The sequence below is a fragment of the Kribbella sp. CA-293567 genome (assembly GCF_027627575.1).
Lineage (GTDB): Bacteria > Actinomycetota > Actinomycetes > Propionibacteriales > Kribbellaceae > Kribbella.
Map to the genome: position 1 here is coordinate 3,160,617 of NZ_CP114065.1, position 23,431 is coordinate 3,184,047.

A 23,431-nucleotide genomic window follows, 5' to 3' on the forward strand; every position below is an offset into this window, starting at 1 on the left:
CGCCGGGCCGGCCGCTGATGTTGCCTTTGGCAACTCTCACCCGGCCGGCGACCACGGTCCGGCGCCGAGGGGAACGTCCGATCGCGCGGCCGTACGACGGTGACGTCGATCTCACCTGACGCCTTCGCCAGGTGTCCGCGGGCCCGCGGGCCCGCGCCTCATCCTCACCCAGCGCGACAGCCGGCGCCCGGATCGGCGACGGTGCGACCGCTGACTGTGATCCGGACCGGTCGTCTCCGCTTGGTGTGTTGTTTGCTGTCGGAGGGCGTGTTTGGCTAGGTTCACCTGCGAAGACACACAACGGGACAGGTGAGACGGTGCCACTTCCTTCTTTGACTCCGGAGCAACGCGCGGCCGCTCTGGACAAGGCCGCTGCCGCACGGCGTGAGCGTGCGGAGATCAAGAACCGGATCCGGCACTCGGGGGCATCGCCTACGGAGGTGCTGCACGAGGGGCAGACCAACGACGTGATCGGCAAGATGCGGGTCAGCGCGCTGCTGCAGTGTGTCCCGGGCGTCGGCAAGGTCCGGGCGCAGCAGATCATGGAGCGGGCCGGGATCTCCGAGACCCGCCGGGTCCGGGGTCTGGGGACCAACCAGATCGCGGCGCTGATGCGTGAGTTCGCGGAGTGACGCCGATGATGCAGACTGAGCTGACCTCGACCGAACTGGCGTCGAGTGCGCCGAAGCCGAGTGAGCTGGAGACAGACGTGGCCACGGGGAACGGTTCCACCGACAGTGCCCGGGACGCTCAGCACGGTTCCACAGACGGCACCCAGGACGGGGACCGGGAGACCGGTGGAGCCCGGCTGACCGTGCTGGCCGGTCCCACGGCGGTCGGCAAGGGCACGGTCGCGGCCGACATCCGGGAGCGGTTCCCCGACATCTGGATCTCGGTGTCGGCGACCACCCGCAAGGCGCGGCCCGGCGAGACGCACGGCGTGCACTACCTGTTCGTCTCCGACGACGAGTTCGACCGGATGATCGCCGCCGACGAGCTGCTCGAGTGGGCCGTGGTGCACAAGGCGGCCCGGTACGGGACCCCCCGGCAGCCGGTACTGGACAAGCTGGCGGCCGGTCGGCCGGCGCTGCTGGAGATCGATCTGCAGGGCGCCCGGCAGGTCCGCGAGACGATGCCGGAGGCACATTTCGTCTTCCTGGCCCCGCCGAGCTGGGACGAACTGGTCCGCCGGCTGGTCGGCCGGGGGACCGAGACGGCCGAGGAGCGGGAGCGCCGGCTGGAGACCGCGACCCTCGAACTGGCCTCCGAGAAGGAGTTCGACGTGACGATCGTGAACGCGTCGGTTCGGGAAGCGGCCGATCAGTTGGTAAAGTTGATTCGATCACCCAACATCTCTGGAAAGAGCTGACATTTTGTCTGGCAACCAGCCCGTCGCCATCGGCATCACCTCGCCGCCGATCGACGACCTGCTCACCCACACCGACTCGAAGTACAAGCTGGTGCTGTACTCGGCCAAGCGGGCGCGGCAGATCAACGCCTACTACTCCCAGCTCGGCGAAGGCCTGCTGGAGTACGTCGGACCGCTGGTCGAGACCCACGTCCAGGAGAAGCCGCTGTCGATCGCGATGCGCGAGATCAACGACGGCGTGCTGACCTGCACGGACATCGACCCCGAGGCCGAGGCGGAAGCCGCCGCGGCCGCCGCGGAGAAGTCCTAGTACCTTCGCTCCATGACGACAACGGGGCAGCGGCCGTCGGTGGTGCTCGGCGTCGGCGGCGGGATCGCGGCGTACAAGGTCTGCGATCTGCTCCGCCGGTTGACCGAGTCCGGACACAGTGTCCGGGTGGTGCCGACCGCGGCCGCCCTGGAGTTCGTCGGCGCCGCCACCTGGGCGGCGCTGTCGGGCCATCCGGTGACGGCGGACCCGTTCGACGAGGTTCACGAGGTGCCGCACGTCCGGATCGGCAAGGGCGCGGACCTCGTGGTCGTCGCGCCCGCGACCGCCAATCTGATCGCCAAGGCCGCCCACGGGCTGGCTGACGACCTGCTGACCAACACCCTGCTGACGGCCCGCTGCCCGATCCTGTTCGCGGCGGCGATGCACACCGAGATGTGGGAGCACCCGGCCACCCAGGCCAACGTGGAGACCCTGCGGTCGCGCGGAATCACCGTGCTCGACCCCGCCGTCGGGCGGCTGACCGGCTCCGACACCGGCCGTGGCCGGCTGCCCGAGCCGTCGGAGATCTTCGCGATCAGCCAGCTGATGCTGGCCGACCACGCCGCGCGCGCCGCGGGCCAGTCGGTGGCCGATCTGACCGGCAAGAACGTCCTGATCAGCGCGGGTGGCACCCGTGAGCACCTCGACCCGGTCCGCTACCTGGGCAACTCGTCGTCCGGCAAGCAGGGCTACGCGCTGGCCCGGATCGCGGCCGCCCGGGGCGCGAAGGTCACTCTGGTCGCCGCCAACTCCGAGCTCGCCGACCCGGCGGGCGTCCAGGTCGTCCAGGTGACCAGCACCCGCGACCTGTACGACGAGATCACCGGCCGCGCCGGGGACGCCGACGCGATCGTGATGGCGGCCGCTCCGGCGGACTTCCGCCCGGCCGACGTCGCCGAGCACAAGATCAAGAAGACCGGCGACGGCTCGGTGCCCGCCGTCAGCCTGATCGAGAACCCCGACATCCTCGCCACCATCTCGCACGAGCGCCGCCGCGCCGACCAGGTGATCGTCGGATTCGCCGCCGAGACCGGCGACGCCGACCACACCGTGCTGGATCTCGGCCGGGCCAAACTGGAGCGCAAGGGCTGCGACCTGCTGGTCGTGAACGACGTCTCCGGCGGCAAGGTCTTCGGCAGCGACGTGAACGAGGCCGTCATCCTCGACCGCGCCGGTGCTGCCCTCCCGGTGCCGTCAGGCAGCAAGGACGCCCTGGCCGGCGTCATCTGGAACCTGGTCGCCACCCACTGGCACTGAGCTGCCGCCTAGGTCAGTTCCTGACCGCTGTTGCTTCTAGCCTCCTCTCATGAAGTCCGTGAGCTGGCAGGCCGTCGTCGCACGACGGATGACGAGGCACCACCTGAACGTTCCCGCGACGGGGACGCCGACGGACGTCGTACGGGGGATGGCCGGGGCTCATGCTCAGGTGTTGTCGGCCGCCGAGATCTCGGTCGCGTTGCGGCTGGAGGGTGGAACCCGGGAGCACGTCCAGCAGGCTCTGTGGGGCGACCGGAGTCTGGTGAAGACGTTCGGGCCGAGGGGGACCGTTCACCTGCTGCCGACCGACGAGCTGGCCAGTTGGGTGGCGGCGCTGTCGGCTCTGCCGGGTCCCGTCTCGTCGGCGTCGCCCGCGATGCGGATGACTCCGGAGCAGACCGCGCAGGTGATCGCCGCGGTCGGGGACGCGCTGGCCGAGGACGACCTGACCGTGGACGAGCTCAGTGACGAGGTGATCGGGCGGACCGGTTCGTGGGCGGGCGACCTGGTGATGCCGGCCTTCCAGGGCTACTGGCCGCGCTGGCGGCAGGCGATCTCGGCTGCCGCGAACGCCGGAGTCCTCTGTTATGGCCCGAACCGTGGCCGGAACACGACCTATACCAACCCGCATCGCTTCGCCCCGTTCGAAGCCGTGAGCTCGGAGAGCGCGCTCAGCGACCTGGTACGGCGGTTCCTGTGGTCGTACGGGCCGGCGACGTCGCAGCACTTCGCCAAATGGCTCAGCGTCTCGCCGACGGCCACGGCCAAGCTGTTCACCCGGCTGGCGGACGAACTGGAGAAGGTGCTGGTCGACGATCGTCCCGCTTGGCTGCTCCGGGGCGACACCGAGTTCACCGCCGATCGTGCGCGCGGAGTCCGGCTGCTTCCCTACTTCGACGCGTACGGCGTCGGCAGCCACCCGCGCGAACTGCTCTTCCCCGGCAAGGCCTGGGATCGCGCTCTCGCCCGGGGACAGGCCGGCAACTATCCATTGCTTCTCGTCGACGGCATCGTCGCCGGGGTCTGGCACCAACGCCGCAGCGGCCGCAAGCTTCGCCTCACGGTCGAGACCCTCGGTGATCTCCGACCCCGCCAACTCGAACAGCTCGACGCCGAAGCCGAACGCCTCGGCGAGATCAGCAACGCCCAGCCGCAACTGACCCTTGGAGAAGTCAGCGTGGGCCCGCACGCCTAGATCCCAGTTCGAAATCCTGGGCGCGGACGAGTTGCAGACCGTGCTCGCCATGCCGGACCTGCTGTTTAGGAAAGGCTCACCTTAGTCCATTGTGGGATGAATTACTCGTTCGTTTTACGCGGCAGTGTTCACGATGTGAGCACACTGTCTCGGTAAATGGGCATTTCAGCGCATTTTCCGGCCTGGTGAACGGAACTGCTGGCATACTTCCCCACAGCGTCGCGGGGTGCGGTGCGCGGGTGGGGGAACGACCTTCCCCTGCCGGGTGGCAGACGAGGAATTCCAAGGAGAATCCGTGGCACGGCGCCTTTTCACGTCCGAGTCGGTGACCGAGGGTCATCCCGACAAGATCGCTGACCAGATCAGCGACTCGATCCTCGACGCACTGCTGGCCGAAGACCCGAAGAGCCGGGTGGCGGTGGAGACCCTGGTCACCACCGGGCTGGTGGTGGTGGCCGGCGAGGTCACCACGTCGGCGTACGTGGACATTCCCGGGATCGTCCGGGACCGGATCCTCGAGATCGGCTACGACTCGTCGCTGAAGGGCTTCGACGGCGCGTCCTGTGGCGTCACGGTCGCGATCGGCAGCCAGTCGCCCGACATCGCGCAGGGCGTCGACACCGCCTACGAGAACCGGTCGGAGTCGTCGTCCGACGAGCTCGACCTGCAGGGCGCCGGCGACCAGGGCCTGATGTTCGGCTACGCGTCGAACGAGACGCCCGAGCTGATGCCGCTGCCGATCACCATCGCGCACCGGTTGTCGGCGCGGCTGTCGGAGGTCCGCAAGGACGGCACGATGGCGTACCTGCGCCCGGACGGCAAGACCCAGGTCACGGTCGAGTACGACGGTGACAGGGCGGTCCGGATCCACACCGTGGTGGTCTCCAGCCAGCACGCCGCCGACATCAGCCTGGACTCGATGCTGACGCCGGACGTGAAGAAGCACGTCGTCGACCCGGTGCTCGAGCAGTTCGACATCGACTCGACCGACTACCGGCTGCTGGTCAACCCGACCGGCCGGTTCGAGATCGGCGGCCCGATGGGTGACGCCGGGCTGACCGGCCGCAAGATCATCATCGACACCTACGGCGGGATGGCCCGCCACGGTGGCGGCGCCTTCTCCGGCAAGGACCCGTCGAAGGTCGACCGCTCGGCGGCGTACGCGATGCGCTGGGTCGCCAAGAACATCGTCGCCGCCGGCCTGGCCGCGCGGGCCGAGTGCCAGGTCGCGTACGCGATCGGCAAGGCGGCTCCGGTCGGCTTCTACGTCGACACCTTCGGTACCGAGACGGTCCCGGTCGACCAGATCAGCGACGCGGTGCTGGAGGTCTTCGACCTGCGCCCGGCCGCGATCATCCGCGACCTGGACCTGCTCCGCCCGATCTACGCGCAGACCGCGCGCAACGGCCACTTCGGCCGCACGGGTGAGGACTTCACCTGGGAGCGGACGGACCGCGTCGAGGCGCTGAAGGCTGCCGTCAGCAAGTAGTCACCTCGAACACCATCCGGCGACCTTGAACAAGTTATTTCCTGTTCAAGGTCGCCGCTTGCTGTCCGAACCCACCACTGGTGACATATCCACAGGGTGCGGCGGGACGTCGTCTCGCCCGACTAGAGTTCCCAGGTGGCATCCAACGGGGACTCACCGGAGCAGTTGACGTTGCTGCGCGAGACCGTTCGGCGTTCACGGACCAAGACGCCGGCCGGGATCACCTCGGAGTTGCCGGTGGCCCGGATCGCGGTCGACATGCCACTGCCGCACCTGGACCGGCCGTTCGACTACCTGGTGCCCGACGACCTCGCCGACGCGGCGCAGCCCGGCACCCGGGTCAAGGTCCGGTTCGCGGGCAAGGACCTCGACGGGTTCGTGCTGGAGCGACTGGAGTCCTCCGAGCACGAGGGCAAGCTGGCCCGGATCCGCAAGGTGGTCTCGCCCGAGCAGGTGCTGACGCCCGAGATCGCCGACCTCTGCCGGGCCGTCGCCGACCGGTACGCCGGAGTCTTCGCCGATGTGACCCGGCTGGCCGTCCCGCCCCGGCTCGCGAAGGTCGAAGCGGAGGCACTGAAGTGCACGCAGCCCGTCCGCCCGGCGGCTTCGACCTCCCGCTCGGAGTGGGCGCCGTACCCCCAAGCGGGAGGATTCCTCGACGCCTTGACCCGGGCCGAGGCGCCGCGGGCCATCTGGACCGCCGTACCGGGAGCCGATTGGGCGCTGGCCTTCGCCCAGGCCGCTGCCGTCTGCGCAGCGTCCGGTCGTGGCGCCTTGCTGCTCGCACCGGACGCCCGCGATCTCGAGCGACTGGCCGCAGCCTGTACCGCGGTGCTCGGGCCAGACGGTTTCGTCACCCTCTCCGCCGACCTCGGCCCCACAGCGCGGTACCGGGCGTTCCTTGCTGCTGTGCGTGGCTGCACCCGCGTGGTGATCGGCACCCGTGCCGCGGCTTTCGCACCCGTCGCGGATCTCGGTCTGGTGGCGCTGTGGGACGACGGCGACGACTCGTACGCCGAGCCGCGCGCCCCCTACTCGCATGCCCGCGAGGTGCTGCTGCTGCGCGCCCACCGGCAGAAGTGCGCCGCCATCATGGGCGGGTTTGCGCGGTCGGCCGAGACCGCCGCGTTGATCGAGTCCGGCTGGGCCGGTGAGCTGATCGCGGATCGCACGGTCGTCCGGGCGGCCTCGCCTGCGGTGCACATCACCGGAGAGACCGACACCGACCTCGCCCGGGACCCGGCGGCGCGGGCCGCACGGCTTCCGCACCGTGCGTTCGAGGTCGCTCGCGAGGGACTGAAGACAGGCCCCGTGCTGGTGCAGGTTCCCCGGGCGGGCTACCTGCCGAGCCTGGTCTGCCAAACCTGTCGTGCACCGTCACGCTGCTCCACCTGCGGCGGCACACTTCGGCGAACCGAGGGTGCAGGGCCGCCGAGTTGCAGTGTGTGCGGTCGACCTGCGGCGGATCACCGCTGTCCCGAGTGCGGTGACACCCGGATGCGGGCCGCCATCGTGGGAGCCCGCCGGACCGCCGAAGAGCTAGGCCGCGCCTTTCCCGGGGTCATCGTTCGGACCTCGGGCGGCGACAACATGCTGGACACCGTCTCAGGCGAGCCCGCCTTGATCGTCACGACCCCGGGCGCGGAGCCGGTCGCCGCTGGTGGCTACAGCGCCGCCCTGCTGCTCGACACCTGGCTGCTGCTCGCTCGGCCGGATCTCCGGGCACCGGAAGAGGCGGTACGGCGGTGGTTCAACGCGGTGGCCCTGGTGCGCCCGGCCAGGTCTGGCGGCTCGGTGATCATGGTGGGTGAGCCTTCGGCCACGCCTTTGCAAGCCGTGGTCAGGTGGAGTCCGGAGGGTTTCGCGGCGCGGGAACTGGAGGAGCGGCGTACTGCGCGGCTGGCGCCGGCCGCGAAGCTCGCCGAGTTGACCGGGCCTATGGACGCGGTCTCCGATCTGGTCGCGCGGGTGCGGCAGGTGATGGATCCTCAAGCAGGGTTGGATGTTCTCGGTCCGGTGGCGATCGACGACGAAACCGCACGCGCCGTCCTGCGAACTCCGCGGGTGGCCGGGGCGAGTCTCGCCCGGGCACTGAAGGAAGGGCAGGCAGCGCGGAGTACCAAGAAGCTGCCGGGCTCCGTGCGCGTACAGGTCGACCCTGCCTCCTTCGGCTGAGCGGCTAGGTCAGAGCCAACGTCGCTGGGCGGGACGCGGCCAGCAGTTGGTTGCCCAGTGAGGTCCGCGAGTAGAGGACCGTGCGGCCGTCGCGGCGGGAGTCGACCACCCCCGCGTTGCGCAGAATGCCCAGGTGGACGCTCAAGGTGGGTGCGGAAACGCCGAGTTGGTGGGCCAGGTGAGTGGTCGACATCGGCAGGTCGAGGTGGCTGACGATCGCTGCGCGGGTCCTGCCGACGAGCTCGGCCAGCGGCGACCCGCTGACGTCATCCTGGCTGTCCCAGAGCCGGCCGAGGCCGCGTGGCGGGTAGGTAATCGTCGGAACGTGCGGGGCTCCGGTCACCGGCAGGGCGGCCGGCCAGGTGAAGACGCAGGGGACGAGCAGCAAGCCCTGACCGGGCAGCGGTTCGCCGTCGCAGCAGTACGGACGGTCGATCTCGATGCGGTCGCCGCAGAAGCGCACTGATGGGTGGAGATTGCGAAGTACGCGTCCCATCCCACCGCCGGCCAGTTCCTCCAGCCGGAAGGCGAGATCCTCCTGCAGCAGCGCCCGCATCCGGCGCCAGTCCGGCTCGATCGCCAGCCGCCAGTAGGCGTCGAGCGCCGAGGTGAGCCGGTCGAGTGCCACGGTGGGCTTGGCGATCAGCTCCGGTAGCAGCGGGTGTGGAGTGTCCTCGTGCAGCTTGGTCAGCTCGGCGACGACGAGGGGCAGAGGAGTGGCGGCGATCGCGGCGAGACCTGACTCGAAGCTGGTGGAGCGGCGGGGTGGCGCCGGGGTGATGAAGTCGGGAATGTAGCTGACCGGTGGAACAAGGGCCTTGAGCAACGAGAGGTCGTGCTTCTCCAGCAGCGGCCGGACCTTGCGCAGCCAGGGCCCGTGCACGCTGCTCGCCGTACTGTTGCTCAGCGCCCGGATGCTCGTCACTGTCTCCCAGACCGGCGAGAAGGCGAACCGGATCCGGCTCACGTCCTCGCTGCCCAGCCTCAGGGTGATCACCTGTCCGACCCTAGTGGGGGCGGCGTACGGGCGAAAGGATTAGTTCTCCGCCTAATGTTCGACAGGCCGCGCCCACCGCTCGACAGTTGGAGCCATGAACGACGCACCGCGCTTGCCACGCGCCTTCTGGGCCCTGTGGGTCTGCCAGCTGATCAACCGGCTCGGCAGCTTCGTCCAGCCCTTCCTGGTGCTCTACCTGACCCAGGACCGCCAGCTCTCGGCCGGTACGGCGGGTGCCGTGGCCGCTGCGGTCGGTGTCGGGTCGGTGGTCTCGCAGCTCGTCGGTGGCTGGTTGTCCGACCGGTTCGGCCGTCGCCGGACGATGCTGATCGGCTTCTTCGGTACGGCAGCAGCGCTGATCCTGCTCGGCTCGGCGCGGTCGATGGGGACGATCTGGGCGGCGGCCTTCGTGGTCGGCCTGATGGGCGACCTGTTCCGGCCCGCGGTGCAGGCGACGGTGGCCGACCTGCTGCAGCCGAGAGAGCGCGTTCGCGCGTACGGGCTGCTCTTCTGGGCGATCAACCTCGGCTTCTCCGTCTCCACCGTCAGCGCGGGCGTGCTCGCGGGGATCGGCTACAACTGGCTGTTCTGGATCAACGCCGGTACGTCGGTCGCCGCCGCGCTGGTGATCTGGCGGATGGTGCCCGAGACCCGGCCGGTGCTCGACGAAGGGCCACGCCGCCGGTTGCTGCCGGTCGCGCTGCGGGACACCACCTTCCTGCTGATGATCCTGCTCCAGATCGGCTACGCGACGATCTACTTCCAGGGCTACTCGACACTGCCGCTGGCGATGGCCGGCGACGGGTTGCCGAGCTCGACGTACGGGCTGGTGATCGGGCTGAACGGGGTCGTGATCGTGCTGGTGCAGCCGTTCGTGAACCGGCGGCTGGCCGCACTCGACCGGCCGAAACTGCTGGCCGGGTCGATGCTGATCGTCGGCGTGGGCTTCGGGCTCGGCGCAGTGGTGCACAGCTGGTGGGGCTACGCGCTGTCGGTGGTGGTCTGGACGGTCGGCGAGATCGGGTTCGCGGCCGTGATCGGCGCGGTCCTCGCCGACCTTGCCCCGGTCGACCTGCGCGGTGGCTATCTGGGGCTGGCCGGGAGCATGTCGTTCGGCCTCGGCAGCGTCGTCGGGCCGCTGCTCGGCACGAACACGCTCGAGCACGCCGGCAGCGCCACGGTCTGGATCGGCTGCGCCGTGCTCGGTGCCCTGCTCTTCGCCGGCCAGCTGGCACTGGCCCCGGCCCTGCAGGCCCGCGCCGAGGCGAACAGCGCAGTACAGCGAACTCAACCTGCCACCTAGGGTGGCGGTATGACCGAGCGGAGCATTGACGATGTGGTGTTCGATATCGGCGGAGTGCTGCTGGACTGGAGCCCCGACTACCTCTACCACGAGCTGATCCCGGATGCCGCGCAGCGCGAGCACTTCCTGACCACCGTCGCGACGCCCGAGTGGAACGCGGAGCAGGACGCCGGCCGGACCTGGGCGGAGGCGGTCAGCGAGCTCAGCTCGCTGCATCCCGAGCACGCGGAGTGGATCGCGGCGTACGACACCGGCTGGCTGAAGATGGCCAAGGGGTTGATCGAGGGCACCGCGGAGCTGATCACCGAGCTCCGTGAGCAGGGCATCCCGACGTACGCGCTGACGAACTTCTCGGCGGAGAAGTGGGAGGTCGCGAAGGAGTCGTTCCCGATCCTCACCGGCTTCACCGGCGAGGTCGTCTCCGGCACCGAGCAGACGGTGAAGCCGGGCGAGAAGATCTACCGGATCCTGATCGAGCGCTACCAGCTCGACCCGGCCCGCAGCTTCTACACCGACGACAAGGACTACAACGTCGTGGCGGCCCGCGCGGCCGGCCTCGATGCCGAGGTCTTCACCGACGCCAACACCCTCCGCGCCCAGCTCAGAGCCCGCGGTCTGCCCGTCTGACGGCAGACCGCCGGCCCGCTGACCTGCCCGTCTGACGGCGCACCGCGGGCCCGCTGATCTGCCCGCCCGCGACCGGGCCACCGACCTCGGCGGGGAGGTCAGGGGCGGCGAGGTCAGTGCCGCCGGGTCAGGTGCGGCGGGGGTCACGGGCGGCGAGGTCAGGTGGTGGTGACGGCCAGCGCTTCGGTGTACTTGGCACCGGCGCCCAGGTGGGCGACCTCGAAGATGAGGCTGCCGTCCTGGCAGGTCGCCGGAGTGATGGCAGCATCCGGGGGAGTGGCGTAGACGCGTTGCGGGCGGGCGATACCGGGCTGCCAGCGCTGGAGCTGGAAGCGCTCCACCCCCTCGGTGACGGTGCGCACCTCCCAGTGAATCCAGTTGCCGCAAGCAACGATGGTGTCGGTGACGATCGGCCCGATCGAGCGCACCGTGGCACCGGCCTTCTCCCGGACATAGCCGGTGCTCTGGTACTGGTCGGGGTCCGAGGCGCCGACCTCCGACCAAACGGTTGCCCCACGCAACGAGGCCCCGCTCCACTGGATGCAGTTCTTCGCGGCTACCACCGGACCGGCCGCACCGCCGGCCAGCGGCGCAGTGAGCAGCCGTTTGCACCGTCTCGCCGTCTGTGGCGCGGTGATCTCGCTGAACGTGACCGAGTCGCTCGAGACGACCGGATCGGCGAAGTAGCCGGGATCGGCCACGCAACTCACGGTCCGTGCCTTCAGCGTCGCCAGCTCGGCGACCACCAGGCAGGAACGGCGCTTGGCGTCGGTGCTGCTGTAGGCGAACGTGCCGCCGGCCGCGCCGATCTCCGGCTCGGAGATGGGAGGAAGCGCTCTCTGGGCCGCCAGATCGACGCTCTTGCCCGTGGTCAGGTCATAGCGGTACGCCCGGATCTGCGGACTCGGACCGTTGTCCCGGATCTCCTCGATCAACGCCCAGCGGTCGTCGATCACCACCGGCGACTGGGCCACGAACCCGGCCGGCGGCACGTGCTTGACGACGGTCCGCTTGCTGGCCCGGTCCGTCACCGTCGTGGTGCCGGCCTCGTCGCTGCCACGGGTGACGAGGTACTTGCGGTGCTGGGTGACGATGTGCTGGCCGTCGACCGGTTGCTTCAGGATCTTGGTGAAGCTGGGTGGACCGGCCGGGGTCGGCGGAACGCTGGGGGTCGGCGAGCTCGGCGTACTGCCCGGTCCCGCCGGGGTCTGGCTGGCGCCCGGCGTACCGGTGGTCGTCGGCGAGTCTGGTGGAGCGCTCTCCGGCTGACCGGAGGAGCAGGCACTGGCGAGCAGGGCCAGCCCGGCGACCACGGCCACCGGGCCGAGCAGCTTCGACGGACGCATCCGCCTACAGCCCGATGTTCTTGAACTGGTTGGCCAGGGTGGCGTTGAACAACGCCGAGGCCGGGATGTTCTTCGGCCCGTCGGTGACGTTGCCGCGGCTGTTGAAACGACGCTCGTTGAACACCTCGAAGATGCCGATGGTGCCCTTCTTGGCGTCGTACCCGCGCCCGACCTGGTAGTGCCCGCTGTGGTTGAAGGCGAGGTACGGGAAATACCGCTTGAGCAGCTGGACGTGCTCGATCACCGGGGCCGGCTTGCCGTCGCCGAGGTGGCTCTTGTGGACGGCGAAGAACTTCTGGGTGTTCCAGTGACCGACGCTCTGGACGATGTACTTGCCCGCCGCCAGGTCCCAGTCGGTCTTCAGGTTGGTCTGCTTGACCAGCGCCGAGATCGCGGTCCCCGACGTGGTCGCGCCGAGGTCCTTGGCCCAGGACGCCTGGGTGTCCTTCTGCCGGTCGTCGGCCCAGTCGATCGCCTGCAAGGTGGCCGGACCACACCAGTAGCCCTTGTCCTGCGAGGTCTGGAAACCCTTCATGATGTACGCCGACGACGGCAGCTTCACCGGCGGCTTCGAGACCGGCGGCTTCGGCTTCGGCGTCCCGGGCGCGGTCGGCGTGGACCGCTCCGGAGCGGTCGGGGTCGAGGTAGGGGTCGGAGTCACGGTGGGGGTCGCCGTCGGGGTGGCAGCCGGAGCCGCCGTGGCATCCGCCGAGGGGCTCGTCGCCGCGCCCGGCTCGGCCGGCGCCTGCTCAGGGTCGGCGGGGTCCGAGGCGCTCGCCGGGAGATCGAGTTCACGCAGCGCACGGGCCTTGTCGCGGCCGTCCCAAGCGGACTGCATCTCCTCCAGTTCCGCATCGAGGCGAGCACCGTCCGAGAGGGAGGACCTTTCGGTCACGAAGGCAGCCGGGCTCAGGGCGCCGGTCGCGATGTCCTGATCGGACGACGCGCGCTCGGTGTCACCGGAGGTCTCGGACGTGGCGGTCATCTCGGTGAACTGAGCGCCGCTGGGCAGCTTGTCGACGAAGCCCAGACCGAGGCAGTACTTCTCGGTCTCGAGCTTGAAGCAGCGCATCACCTGCTTGCTCTGGTCGGCGAGAGCGGTTGCTCGCAGCATCGACGAGTCCGGCGAGGTGCGGATCACTTCCTGGACGACCTCGGTCCACGACTTCGCCGCCGGCGGCTCGGCGACCGGGTCACCGGACGGCTCCTGGTCGTCCGGCGCGGTCGGGTCGGGCTCGGGCGCGATCGTCGGTTCCCCGGCAGGGTCTCCGGCCGGTCCGCTGGTAGGTGTCGTCGTCGGTACCGCGGAGGGCGCTGCGCTCGGCGTCGTACTGGGCAGCTGGGAAGGGGTGGTGTCCGCTCCGGAGTACGACGGTTCGGATGGCACGCGCGCGGCGGCCGATGGAGCTTGGGCGAGCAGGGCACCGAGCAGGATCAGGCCGGCTGCCCCCCGTGTCGCTGTGGGCATTTGTGTCTCCCGTTGGGCGTGTGACGGCAGTGACTGTAGGTACGCCTGGGACCACAGTACGTGCTGATGGCAACAATGTGGAGGGGGGTGGTCGCTGTCAGCGACTGGAGGCGGTCGGCTCGGGGCCGGCGCGATGACCACTAGACTTGCCGGGTCCCCCCTTCGGTGAGTGCTGTGGAGTTTGCGTGTCGGTTCAACCCATCCGCCTGTTCGGCGATCCTGTTCTGCTCACCAAGGCCGACCCGGTCGTCGACTTCGACGCCGAGTTGCGCCGGCTGGTCCAGAACCTGACCGACACCATGCAGGCCGCGCCCGGATCGGGGCTGGCGGCACCGCAGATCGGCGTCGGGCTGCGCGTCTTCACGTACTTCGTCGACGGCGAGCTCGGCCACCTGGTCAACCCCGAGCTGAGCCTGTCGGCCGACGAACAGTTCGGCCCCGAGGGCTGCCTGTCGATCCCCGGCCTGACCTTCGACTGCCGCCGCGCGATGAGTGTGATCGCGCACGGCTTCAACATGTACGGCGACCCGGTGGTGATCGAGGGCTCGGACCTGCTCGCGCGCTGCATCCAGCACGAGACCGACCACCTGGACGGCGTGCTGTTCGTCGACCGGCTGGACACGGTCACCCGCAAGAGCGCGATGAAGGCGATCCGCGAAGCGGAGTGGTCCGGGCTGTCCGGACCGCCGCAGGTCAAGGTCTCGCCGCACCCGACGAACGGATTCGGACTGTGAGAGTTGTCTTCGCCGGCACCCCCGAGGTGTCCGTCACCGCGCTCCGCGCGATCGTTGCCAGCGGCCACGAGCTGGTCGCCGTCGTCACCCGCCCGGACGCCCCGGCCGGCCGCGGCCGCAAGCTGGTCGCCTCCCCGGTCGCGCAGTACGCCGAAGAGCTCGGGGTCGAGGTGCTGAAGCCGGTCAAGCCGAGCGACCCCGACTTCCTGGCCCGGCTGACCGAGCTCGCACCGGACTGCTGCCCGGTCGTCGCGTACGGCGGACTGCTGCCGCAGGCCGCGCTCGACATCCCGCCGCACGGCTGGATCAACCTGCACTTCTCGGTACTGCCGGCCTGGCGTGGTGCCGCGCCGGTGCAGCACTCGATCATCTCCGGTGACGACGTGACCGGCGCGAGCACGTTCCGGATCGTCAAGGCGCTCGACGCCGGACCCGTGTACGGCGTACTGACGGAACGGATCGGCCCGAAGGACACCGCCGGCGACCTGCTGACCAGGCTGTCGGAGTCCGGTGCCAAGCTGCTCGTCGACACCCTCGACGGCATCGAGGCCGGCGCGCTGGTGGCCGTCGAGCAGCCGGCCGACGGTGTCACGCTCGCCCCCAAGCTCAATGTCGAGGACGCCGAGCTCGACCTCACCGCGCCGGCCCAGCGCGTCGACCGCCTGGTCCGCGGCTGCAGCCCGGCGCCGGGAGCATGGACGACGTTCCGCGGTGAGCGCCTCAAGGTGCTCGACGTGGACCTGACCGATGAGGACGACCTGCCGCCGGGCGAACTGCGGATCACGAAGTCGAGCGTCGAGGTCGGTACCGGCAGCAAGGTGCTGAAACTCGTCACCGTGCAGCCGCAGGGCAAGAAGCCGATGGCCGCCGCCGACTGGGCCCGCGGCGTCCGGATCACCGATGAGGACCGCCTGGCCCCGAGGGCCGCGGAGCCGGGCGAGTCACCTGCCACCAGCGCCGCCGGCGCGGAATCGACTGCCGGGTGAGCGACCGCACTCCACGCAACCGGGCGCCGCAACGGCGGCCCGACCAGGTCCGGCTGGTCGCCTACAAGGTGATCCGGCAGGTCTCGTCCGAGGACGGCTACGCCAACCTGGCCCTGAACAAGGCGCTCCGCGACCACAAACTGAGCGGTCGCGACGCAGCCTTCTGCACCGAGCTCGTGCACGGCACCCTGCGTTGGCAGGGCACTTACGACGTGATCCTCGCGCGCAGCGTCTCCCGGCCGCTGGCTGAGCTGGATCCGGAGCTGCTCGACCTGCTCCGGCTTGGCACGCACCAGCTGCTCCGGATGCGTGTCGACACTTACGCGGCCGTCAACGAGATGGTCACCCTGACCCGTGCCGAGGTCGGCCAGAGCCGCAGCGGCCTGGTCAACGCCGTCCTGCGCAAGGTCAGCCAGCGCACCTTCGACCAGTGGATCGTCGACGTCGCGCCGCACTCCGACGACGACCTGTTCGGCTTCCTGTCGATCGCGAAGGCCCACCCGCGCTGGATCGTCGAGGCCTTCGCCGGTGCGTTGCACACCGAAGGCTATGAACTCGACGACCTGCTCGACGCCGACAACGAGCCGCCGCGCGTGACGCTGGTGGCACGGCCTGGTTTGGCCGAGGTGGACGATCTCATCGTCGCCGGAGCGACTCGCGCGCGTTACTCGCCGTACGCCGCCGTCCTGCAGAGCGGCGGCGACCCTGGCAAGATCTCCGCCGTCTCCTCCGGCCGGGCCGGCGTGCAGGACGAGGGGTCGCAGTTGGTCGCCACCGCGCTTGCGACGGCGCCACTGGAGGGCAGGGACGCCAAGTGGCTCGACCTGTGTGCCGGCCCGGGAGGCAAAGCCGCTCTGCTCGCGGCGATCGGTCGCCAACGGGGTGTGGCGATCACTGCGGTAGAGCCGCTGCCGCACCGCGCCGAGCTGGTGCGGTCGAACCTGCGGGCCGTCCCCGGAGACCACAAGGTGCTGGTCGCCGACGGCACCAAGCCGACTTGGCCGGAGGGCTCCTACGACCGAGTGCTGGCTGACGTGCCGTGCAGCGGGCTCGGTGCGTTGCGGCGACGCCCGGAGGCACGCTGGCGTCGTACTGCGGAAGACGTGGCTGAGCTGCGCCCGCTGCAGGAGCGGCTGCTCGACTCTGCGATCAACTCGGTCCGCAAGGGCGGCGTGGTCGCATACGTGACCTGCACGCCGCATCCGACGGAGACCCGCGAGGTGGTCGACGCAGTACTCGCGCAGCGCAGCGACGCGGTGCTCGAGGATGCGCGGCCGCTGCTTCCTGACGTGCCGTCGCTGGGGGAAGGCCCTGACGTGCAGTTGTGGCCGCACCTGCACGGCACCGACGCGATGTACCTGGCGCTCATCAGGCGGACCTGATGTCAGGTGTCTGAGCTCGAACGGTCATGATGGAGAGGTGACAGCCACCGACCTCCGACCGGCCCGAAGCACTCAGCATCCCCAGCTCATCGGGCTGACGGCGGCGTTCGGCATCGGCATGCTGGTCGCCGTCCAGTCCCGGCTGAACGGCGAACTCGGGCACGAACTGGGCGACGGCGTAGCGGCTGCACTGATCTCCTTCGGCACCGGCCTGGTCGTGCTGCTGATCGGTTGTGCCGTGATCCGCCCGATCCGGCGGTCGGTCGGCCGGGTTTGGCGGACCATCAGGACGCCGTCGGACGGCAGTGGACTGCTCCGGTGGTGGCAGTGCATCGGTGGAGTGGCCGGTGCGTTCCTAGTGGCTACTCAGTCGATCACTGTGTCGGTGATCGGTGTAGCGGTCTTCACTGTCGCCGTGGTGGCCGGTCAGGCCGTCAGCAGCCTGGTAGTCGACCGACTGGGATTCGGGCCGGCCGGGCCTCAGCCCTACACGCCGCTGCGTGTGGTGGGCGCCGTCGTGGCGCTCGTGGCCGTCGTACTGGCTGTGTCGGATCGCCTGAGCCACCCGTCGGGCCTGGCGCTCGCAGTACTCCCTGCGCTGGCGGGAGTCGGTACTGCGGTGCAGCAGGCCATCAACGGCCGGGTTGCCCAGACTGCGGCGGTCGATGCGTCCGGGGCGGTGGCAGCCGGAGTCATCAACTTCCTGGTCGGCTTCGTTGCGCTGCTGGCGGTTTTCGTGGTCGACCTGATCGTCCGGGGCGCTCCCAACAGTTTGCCGTCCAGCCCGTGGCTCTACCTCGGCGGCCTGTGCGGCGTGATCTTCATCAGCGCCGCGGCCGCCGTCGTCCGCGTGGTCGGGGTGTTCGTCCTAGGCCTTGGCACGATCGCCGGCCAGCTGATCGCCAGCCTCGTCATCGATCTGTTCCTGCCGGCCACCGACCAGGCCGTCACCCTGCCGGTCGTGGCCGGCACCCTGCTGGCTCTGGTCGCCGTGGTGGTCGCCTCCGTCCCGAACCTCCGGAAGAGGTAGCGGCCGCGCCCGGACGGTGCGGATGACCCCTTGGGAGACCGCGACCCCGAGCAGCACGATCAGCGCGCCGACCGGCTGGTACCAGGTCAGGTGCTCGTCCAGCACGAGGACGCCGACCACGATCGCGAAGATCGGCATGATGTAAGTAACCATCGACGTCATGCTGGCGCCGATCAGGCGGATCATCCGCAGGTTCAGCACGAACGCGATCCCGCTGCCGAGCGCGCCCAGCGCGATCACGCTGCCGATCACCTCGATCGACAGCGACCAGGGCCGCGGCGGCGCCTGACCGGAGATGAGCGGCGCCAGGATCGCCAGCTGGAAGGTTGCGCAGAGCAGCAACGTGGCCGACAACGTCGTACCGGACAGGTTGCTGCCGGCGATGAACCGCTTCTGGTAGGGGATCGCGATCCCGTACGAGAGGGCGGCGCCCATGCAGAAGAGCTGACCGACCAGATCGGCGCCGCCGTGCAGCTGCCAGGCGCCCAGCACGACCATCATGCCGCCGAAGCCGATCACCAGTCCGAGCACGCGTTGCAGGGTGAACTTCTCGGTCCGGAAGACCAGTACCGCGACCGGCAGGACCACCAGTGGGGTGATCCCGTTCCAGATGCCGGCCAGCAGCGACGGGACGCGTTGTTCGCCGTACCCGAACAGCGTCCAGGGAACGGCCGAGCCGATCAGCCCCGCGACGAAGTTGTGCCCCCAGATCCGCGGCGATCGCGGCAACGCCTCCCGCTTGACCAGCAGGATCGCGACCAGCACCAGCGCGCCGGCCAGCACCCGGCCGAGCGCGAGGTAGGTCGGATGCAGCTCGCGCACGCCGATGGAGATGAACAGGAAGCTGCAGCCCCAGACCGCGGCCAGTGTCAGCATCGTCGGAAGCCAGGCCCGGACCGCCGGCTTGTCAGGAGTCGAAAGGGTGCTCACTCCTGACATCCTGCAGCATGCTGCCGACAATCGCTGCTTTTTTGCCTGACATTGGGCAGGGTCGAGCGGCTGTACGTCGGCTCGCGGTTCAACTCCACGCCGTTCGAGGGGCCGGCGTCAGTGTTGTCGACTCGTCGCCGCACACCTTCGACCAGACCGTCCGGCAGGTCCGGTTGGACCCCTTGGCCGGCCTCGTCCCCGGTCCGGTGCGCAGACCTGGTGCCCCGATTCCGTGCGCAGACCTGGTGCCCCGATTCCGTGCGCAGAACTGGTGCGCCGATTCCGTGCGCAGAACTGGTGCGCCAACTCCGTGCGCCAGCCCGTTGCGCCAATTCCGTGCACCGGCTGGCTACTCCACCTCCGGGTGCGCCGATTCCGTGTGCCGGCCGGTGCGCCAACTCCGTGCACCGGCTGGGTGCTCCACCTCCGGGTGTGCCGACTTCGTGTGCCGGCCGGTGCGCCAACTCCGTGCACCGGCTAGGTGCTCCACCTCCGGGTGTGCCGACTTCGTGTACCGGCCGGTGCGCCGACTCCGTGCGCCAGCCCTGTGCGCCGGACTTCTCGGGGGACCGCCGAGTACCAGGTCGTGTTCGAGCAGTGACGGCACACCCGCCGGCCGGACGCGCAGAGGCTGTGCGAGGCAGGATGGCGGCATGGGCTTTGACGTGGAGACGGTTCGGCAGCAGTTCCCGGCGCTGAGCGAGGGGGCGGCACACTTCGACGGGCCGGGCGGGTCGCAGACGCCGCAGGTGGTGGCTGATGCGGTCGCGGCGACCATGGTGGCCGCGCTGGCCAACCGGGGTCAGTTGACGGCTGCCGAGCGGCGGGCCGACGAGATCGTCGTCGGCGCCCGCCAGGCGATGGCCGACCTGCTCGGCACCGATCCGGGGGGCATCGTCTTCGGGCGGAGCATGACCCAGCTGACCTACGATTTCGCCCGGACACTCGCCAAGGACTGGGCGCCGGGTGACGAGGTGATCGTGACCCGGCTGGATCACGACGCGAACATCCGGCCGTGGGTGCAGGCGGCCGAGGCGGCCGGGGCGGCAGTTCGCTGGCTCGAGTTCGATCCGACGACCTCGGAGCTCGACGACATCACTCCGCTGCTGTCGGACCGGACGCGGCTGGTCGCGGTGACCGGAGCGTCGAACCTGATCGGCACCCGGCCCGATCTGCAGGCGCTGGCTTCGATCGTCCACGACGCGGGAGCGCTCGTGTTCGTCGACGGCGTGCACCTGACTCCGCACGCGCCGGTGGATGCCGGATTCGCTGACTTCTACGCCTGCTCGCCGTACAAGTTCTTCGGTCCGCACTGTGGGGTGCTCTCAGCTGCTCCCGCGCTCCTGGACCGGCTGCACCCGGACAAGTTGCTGCCGGCAACGGACGCGGTACCGGAGCGGTTCGAGTTCGGCACCCTGCCCTACGAGTTGCTGGCCGGTACGACGGCCGCGGTCGACTTCATCGCCAGTCTCGGGGGAGAGGCGTCCGGAAGTCGGAGAGAGCGGTTGCTGACCTCACTGGCCGCGCTGGAGTCCTACGAGGATGACTTGCGCGCGGACCTGGAGAATCGGCTGGCCGCGATCGACGGCATCACGCTGCACGGTCACGCGCAGCGCCGTACGCCGACGCTGCTGTTCTCGGTCGCCGGCTGGGAACCGCGAGCGGTCGCCGCCAAGCTGGCCGAATCGGGGGTCAACGCTCCAGGTGGATCCTTCTATGCGCTGGAGGCGTCGCGGCACCTCGGGTTGGGGGATGCAGGCGGTGTCCGCGCGGGGCTCGCGCCGTACACGAACCAGTCCGATGTGGATCGCCTGGTCGAGGGAATCAAGACGCTGACGGTCTGAAGTCATTGCGAGACGCACTAAATCAACTCTGTGGGGTAAATGCGGATAAACTCGTCCGGGTGAGAGAGCCTGATCAGGTCTTCGTCCAGCTCGACCCCGCCGGCGACCTCCGCCCGGCCACCGCGGCCGGCGGTCGCTGGAGCGCCACGGGCGCCGACGTAGGTTGGTCCGGCGGCGAGGTCGCCGTGACAGCCTCCGGCGGCATCTCGCGGGTGGCCCTGCGGTGGGACGAGCCAGTCGCGCCCGGCGCCCTCGTCCTCGGCGACGCCTGGGAGCGCTCGTACGGCGATCTTCAATGGCGTCATCTCCAGTCCGAGCGTTTCCTCCCCTGGTACTGGCTGGGGCACGACGAGCAGACCGGCCGAACCTTTGGCGCGGGCGTCGACGTTCACCCGGGGGCGTTCTGCTCCTGGACGGTCGACCGGACGGGTTTCACTCTCTGGCTCGACCTCCGTAACGGCGGCGGTCCGACCCAGCTAGGTGGTCGCGAGCTCACGGCCGCCGTGGTGCGCAGCTTCGAAGACGCCGGTACGCCGTGGCTCACGCTGCACGCCGCTGTCGAGGCGATGAGTTCGAAGATCGCGCTCTCTGACATTGGCCCTGTGGTGGGCGCCAACAACTGGTACTACGCCTACGGCGAGGGGTTCGACGAGAAGGCCGTCCTGCAGAACGCCGCGACCGTGGTCGAGCTGGCCGACGGTCATCCCGTGCGGCCGTTCAGCGTCGTGGACGACGGCTGGAACCCGGGCGGCAACGGCTCCGGCGGCCCTTGGGAGAGCGGGATCCCGGGTCTCTTCGACAACCTGGCCGGAACCGCCGCGGCGGTCAAGGAGATCGGGGCACGGCCAGGGCTCTGGTTCCGGCCACTGCTGTCGCGTGAGCAAGGTCCCTGGGGACGTGCCGGGCAGTCCGACGGCTTCGGGCGCACCCTCGACCCGACACACCCGGAGGTCCTCGATCTCGTCCGGGCGGACCTACGGCGCTTCAAGGACTGGGGCTTCGAGCTGGTCAAGCACGATTTCAGCACCTACGACCTGTTCGGCCGCTTCGGTCCGGCAATGGGTGCTCGCCTGACGAGCGACGGTTGGCAGTTCCACGACACCACCCGGACGACGGCCGAGATCGTCCTCGAGCTGTATCGCGAGATCCGGTCGGCCGCCGACGTCGTGCTGATCGGCTGCAACACCGTCGGCCACCTCGCCGCCGGTCTGGTCGACGTCCAGCGGACCGGGGACGACACCTCGGGGCGCGACTGGGAGCGGACCCGCAAGATGGGGGTCAACTCGCTCGCCTTCCGGCTGCCTCAGCACAACCGCTTCTTCATCCTCGACGCCGACTGCGTGCCCTGCACGCCGCAGACGCCGTGGGAGCTGAACCGGCAGTTCCTCGACCTGGTGGCCAGATCAGGGAGCGCTCTCTTCGTCTCGGTCGATCCAGCCGCGCGGACCGCGCGGACCGATCGCGATCTTGGCGACGGTATACGGTTGGCGCTCAGTGGTGGCGATGCCACGGACGGTGGGATCGAGCCGCTCGACTGGCTGCATGACACGACCCCCACGGTCTGGCGGGCCGCTGCCGGGACGACTCGTTACGACTGGTCGAGCCCGTGGGGCGCGGACCCGGCCGCGGACTGAGGCGGGGGCCTTGCAGCGCGACCGTTCGACAAGCGATGGGGGGAAGCGGTGAGCAGCGACCAGCCGCCGGCCGTGGCACGCCGGGGTACCAATCTCGATCGCGTTGGTGGATTCAACGACACGGTGGTGCTGGACGCGATCCGGCGGGCGGACCAACGGCTGAGCCGGGTCGAGATCGCGGCCGCCACCGGGCTGTCCGGGCAGGCCATCTCGAACATCACCCGCAGACTGCTCGACGCCGGCCTGGTCCGTGAAGCCGGCCGGCAGAAGGGCACGGGTCTCGGCAAACCCCGCACTCTGCTGGAGCTGGAACCCACCGGTCAGTACGCGGTCGGCGTTCACCTCGATCCTGCCGTGGTCACCACCGTGATGCTCGATCTGACCGGTCAGGTGGTGGTCCGCGACCGGACCGAGACGCCGGCCTCCGATGATCCTGGCGTGCTGATCGCGGGAATCGCTGCCACCGTGGAGCGCGTGATCTCGGAGGCCGGCGCGCCCCGCGAGCGCGTGGTCGGTGTCGGCATCGCCGCGCCCGGACCGATCGACGTGGAGCGCGGGGTCGTCATCGATCCGCCGAACCTGTCCGGCTGGCATCTGGTGCCGCTGCGCGACGCCTTGCGCGAACGCACCGGCCTGCCCGTCCTGCTGGACAAGGACGTCACCGCCGCCGCCTCGGCCGAGAAGTGGGCCGGTGGGCCGAACGGTCGGGGCAGTTTCGTCTTCTTCTACCTCGGCACCGGGGTCGGCGCCGGCCTGGTGATCGGCGACGAGGTGGTCCGCGGTTCGAGCAGCAACGTCGGCGAGATCGGTCACGTGATCGTCGATCCCGACGGCCCGCTGTGCTACTGCGGACGCCACGGCTGTGTCGGCGAGACGAGCCAGCCGCGCTACCTGGTGCAGCAGGCGGTCCGAGCCGGAGTGCTTGCCCAGGGCATCGATCTCGACGACCGGCACGCCGTCGACCTGGCTTTCGCCGAGCTGTGCCGGCAGGCCGCCGGGCCGGGAACGGCCCGCGAGCTGATCGCCGCGCTGGCCGGCCGGATCGCCAAGGTGGTCGAGGACATCGCGAACCTGCTCGACCTGGAGCGGGTGGTGTTCGGCGGTCCGCACTGGGACCAGCTCGCACCGTTCTTCGACGAGGTGGTCCGGGCAGCGCTGGAAGAGCGCTTCCTGGTCCGCTCGGTGCACCCGTTCGTCGTCACCGGTACCGCGCTCGGCGCGGACGTCGGTGCGGTGGGTGCGGCCAGCCTGGTGCTGGACCACACCTTTTCTCCCAACCCCTCAGTGCTTCTTCTCGGACCCGCGGAGAGCGCTCCCTCTGTCGTCGTCGGGTCCGCTGAAAGGTGATGTTGCAG

Annotated in this window: 19 protein-coding genes and 1 pseudogene; 16 read left to right on the plus strand and 4 right to left on the minus strand. The window is 69.7% G+C overall.

The genetic code is table 11. The annotated features are described in order from the left end of the window. The first annotated feature begins 317 nt into the window (after window positions 1–317). The 7 genes from mihF to OX958_RS14965 all read left to right on the plus strand — a co-directional run bounded on the left by mihF (window position 318) and on the right by OX958_RS14965 (window position 7,795). On the plus strand, window positions 318–632 hold the full coding sequence (gene mihF / locus OX958_RS14935; RefSeq protein WP_026163363.1) for an integration host factor, actinobacterial type: 315 nt from the start codon (window positions 318–320) through the stop codon (window positions 630–632). A 5-nt stretch (window positions 633–637) separates the two neighbouring features. Continuing rightward, complete coding sequence (gene gmk / locus OX958_RS14940; protein WP_442913277.1) at window positions 638–1,369, plus strand: guanylate kinase; 732 nt, start codon at window positions 638–640, stop codon at window positions 1,367–1,369. A 4-nt stretch (window positions 1,370–1,373) separates the two neighbouring features. After that, window positions 1,374–1,679 carry a DNA-directed RNA polymerase subunit omega gene (gene rpoZ, locus OX958_RS14945; protein ID WP_164593232.1) on the plus strand — a complete coding sequence of 102 codons (306 nt, stop codon included), beginning with the start codon at window positions 1,374–1,376 and terminating at the stop codon, window positions 1,677–1,679. A 12-nt stretch (window positions 1,680–1,691) separates the two neighbouring features. Next, window positions 1,692–2,936: a bifunctional phosphopantothenoylcysteine decarboxylase/phosphopantothenate--cysteine ligase CoaBC gene (gene coaBC, locus OX958_RS14950; RefSeq protein ID WP_270138185.1), complete on the plus strand. Its 1,245-nt coding sequence runs from the start codon at window positions 1,692–1,694 to the stop codon at window positions 2,934–2,936. Window positions 2,937–2,985: 49 nt separating this feature from the next. Next, window positions 2,986–4,131, plus strand: coding sequence for a winged helix DNA-binding domain-containing protein (locus OX958_RS14955; RefSeq protein WP_270138187.1), 1,146 nt, complete (start codon window positions 2,986–2,988; stop codon window positions 4,129–4,131). 295 nt (window positions 4,132–4,426) lie between these two features. Then, window positions 4,427–5,620 carry a methionine adenosyltransferase gene (gene metK / locus OX958_RS14960; RefSeq protein ID WP_270138189.1) on the plus strand — a complete coding sequence of 398 codons (1,194 nt, stop codon included), beginning with the start codon at window positions 4,427–4,429 and terminating at the stop codon, window positions 5,618–5,620. A 135-nt stretch (window positions 5,621–5,755) separates the two neighbouring features. Next, window positions 5,756–7,795 (plus strand): primosomal protein N', encoded by a 2,040-nt coding sequence (locus OX958_RS14965; RefSeq protein ID WP_270138191.1) that lies wholly within the window; start codon window positions 5,756–5,758, stop codon window positions 7,793–7,795. 4 nt (window positions 7,796–7,799) lie between these two features. Here the strand turns inward: OX958_RS14965 and OX958_RS14970 are convergent, their stop codons facing one another. After that, complete coding sequence (locus tag OX958_RS14970; protein ID WP_270138193.1) at window positions 7,800–8,792, minus strand: ArsR/SmtB family transcription factor; 993 nt, start codon at window positions 8,790–8,792, stop codon at window positions 7,800–7,802. A 94-nt stretch (window positions 8,793–8,886) separates the two neighbouring features. On the opposite strand from OX958_RS14970, the gene OX958_RS14975 reads away from it, so the two are divergent. Together OX958_RS14975 and OX958_RS14980 are read left to right on the plus strand one after the other, a co-directional pair. Next, window positions 8,887–10,095, plus strand: coding sequence for an MDR family MFS transporter (locus OX958_RS14975; protein ID WP_270138195.1), 1,209 nt, complete (start codon window positions 8,887–8,889; stop codon window positions 10,093–10,095). A 9-nt stretch (window positions 10,096–10,104) separates the two neighbouring features. After that, entirely contained in the window at window positions 10,105–10,722 is a 618-nt protein-coding gene (locus tag OX958_RS14980; protein ID WP_270138197.1) for an HAD family hydrolase, read from the plus strand. A gap of 158 nt (window positions 10,723–10,880) precedes the next feature. Here OX958_RS14980 and OX958_RS14985 read toward each other — a convergent pair whose 3' ends face one another. Then, window positions 10,881–12,068 carry a hypothetical protein gene (locus tag OX958_RS14985; protein WP_270138199.1) on the minus strand — a complete coding sequence of 396 codons (1,188 nt, stop codon included), beginning with the start codon at window positions 12,066–12,068 and terminating at the stop codon, window positions 10,881–10,883. A gap of 4 nt (window positions 12,069–12,072) precedes the next feature. Beyond that, a complete protein-coding gene (locus OX958_RS14990; protein ID WP_270138201.1) occupies window positions 12,073–13,536 on the minus strand; it encodes a C39 family peptidase in 1,464 nt (487 codons plus the stop codon). A 185-nt stretch (window positions 13,537–13,721) separates the two neighbouring features. Between OX958_RS14990 and def the strand changes: the two genes are divergently transcribed. From def to OX958_RS15010, 4 genes are read left to right on the plus strand one after another with little or no spacing between them, the layout of a single operon-like run. Then, window positions 13,722–14,270 (plus strand): peptide deformylase, encoded by a 549-nt coding sequence (gene def, locus OX958_RS14995; RefSeq protein ID WP_270138203.1) that lies wholly within the window; start codon window positions 13,722–13,724, stop codon window positions 14,268–14,270. Beyond that, window positions 14,267–15,256, plus strand: a complete 990-nt coding sequence (gene fmt, locus OX958_RS15000; RefSeq protein ID WP_270138205.1) for a methionyl-tRNA formyltransferase — start codon at window positions 14,267–14,269, stop codon at window positions 15,254–15,256. The genes def and fmt overlap by 4 nt, the downstream gene beginning before the upstream one ends. Then, entirely contained in the window at window positions 15,253–16,638 is a 1,386-nt protein-coding gene (locus OX958_RS15005) for an RsmB/NOP family class I SAM-dependent RNA methyltransferase (RefSeq protein ID WP_270138207.1), read from the plus strand. The genes fmt and OX958_RS15005 overlap by 4 nt, the downstream gene beginning before the upstream one ends. A 37-nt stretch (window positions 16,639–16,675) precedes the next feature. Beyond that, entirely contained in the window at window positions 16,676–17,668 is a 993-nt protein-coding gene (locus OX958_RS15010) for a DMT family transporter (RefSeq protein WP_442913279.1), read from the plus strand. Between the two features lie 96 nt (window positions 17,669–17,764). Here OX958_RS15010 and OX958_RS15015 read toward each other — a convergent pair. After that, window positions 17,765–18,607, minus strand: a pseudogene (locus tag OX958_RS15015) (DMT family transporter); the annotation flags it as partial. Window positions 18,608–19,251: 644 nt separating this feature from the next. Here OX958_RS15015 and OX958_RS15020 point away from each other — a divergent pair. From OX958_RS15020 to OX958_RS15030, 3 genes are read left to right on the plus strand one after another with little or no spacing between them, the layout of a single operon-like run. Further along, window positions 19,252–20,442 (plus strand): cysteine desulfurase-like protein, encoded by a 1,191-nt coding sequence (locus tag OX958_RS15020; protein ID WP_270138211.1) that lies wholly within the window; start codon window positions 19,252–19,254, stop codon window positions 20,440–20,442. Between the two features lie 59 nt (window positions 20,443–20,501). Continuing rightward, on the plus strand, window positions 20,502–22,076 hold the full coding sequence (locus OX958_RS15025; protein ID WP_270138213.1) for a hypothetical protein: 1,575 nt from the start codon (window positions 20,502–20,504) through the stop codon (window positions 22,074–22,076). Between the two features lie 48 nt (window positions 22,077–22,124). Then, complete coding sequence (locus OX958_RS15030; protein ID WP_270138215.1) at window positions 22,125–23,423, plus strand: ROK family transcriptional regulator; 1,299 nt, start codon at window positions 22,125–22,127, stop codon at window positions 23,421–23,423. Window positions 23,424–23,431: the final 8 nt, after the last annotated feature.

Excerpts from the sequence above, each read along its gene's own strand:
- coaBC (WP_270138185.1), top strand. The coding sequence starts at position 1,692 with ATGACGACAACGGGGCAGCGGCCGTCGGTGGTGCTCGGCGTCGGCGGC.
- OX958_RS14985 (WP_270138199.1), bottom strand. The coding sequence starts at position 12,068 with ATGCGTCCGTCGAAGCTGCTCGGCCCGGTGGCCGTGGTCGCCGGGCTG.
- OX958_RS14990 (WP_270138201.1), bottom strand. The coding sequence starts at position 13,536 with ATGCCCACAGCGACACGGGGGGCAGCCGGCCTGATCCTGCTCGGTGCC.
- OX958_RS14955 (WP_270138187.1), top strand. The coding sequence starts at position 2,986 with ATGAAGTCCGTGAGCTGGCAGGCCGTCGTCGCACGACGGATGACGAGG.
- OX958_RS14980 (WP_270138197.1), top strand. The coding sequence starts at position 10,105 with ATGACCGAGCGGAGCATTGACGATGTGGTGTTCGATATCGGCGGAGTG.
- OX958_RS14975 (WP_270138195.1), top strand. The coding sequence starts at position 8,887 with ATGAACGACGCACCGCGCTTGCCACGCGCCTTCTGGGCCCTGTGGGTC.
- gmk (WP_442913277.1), top strand. The coding sequence starts at position 638 with ATGATGCAGACTGAGCTGACCTCGACCGAACTGGCGTCGAGTGCGCCG.
- OX958_RS15020 (WP_270138211.1), top strand. The coding sequence starts at position 19,252 with ATGGGCTTTGACGTGGAGACGGTTCGGCAGCAGTTCCCGGCGCTGAGC.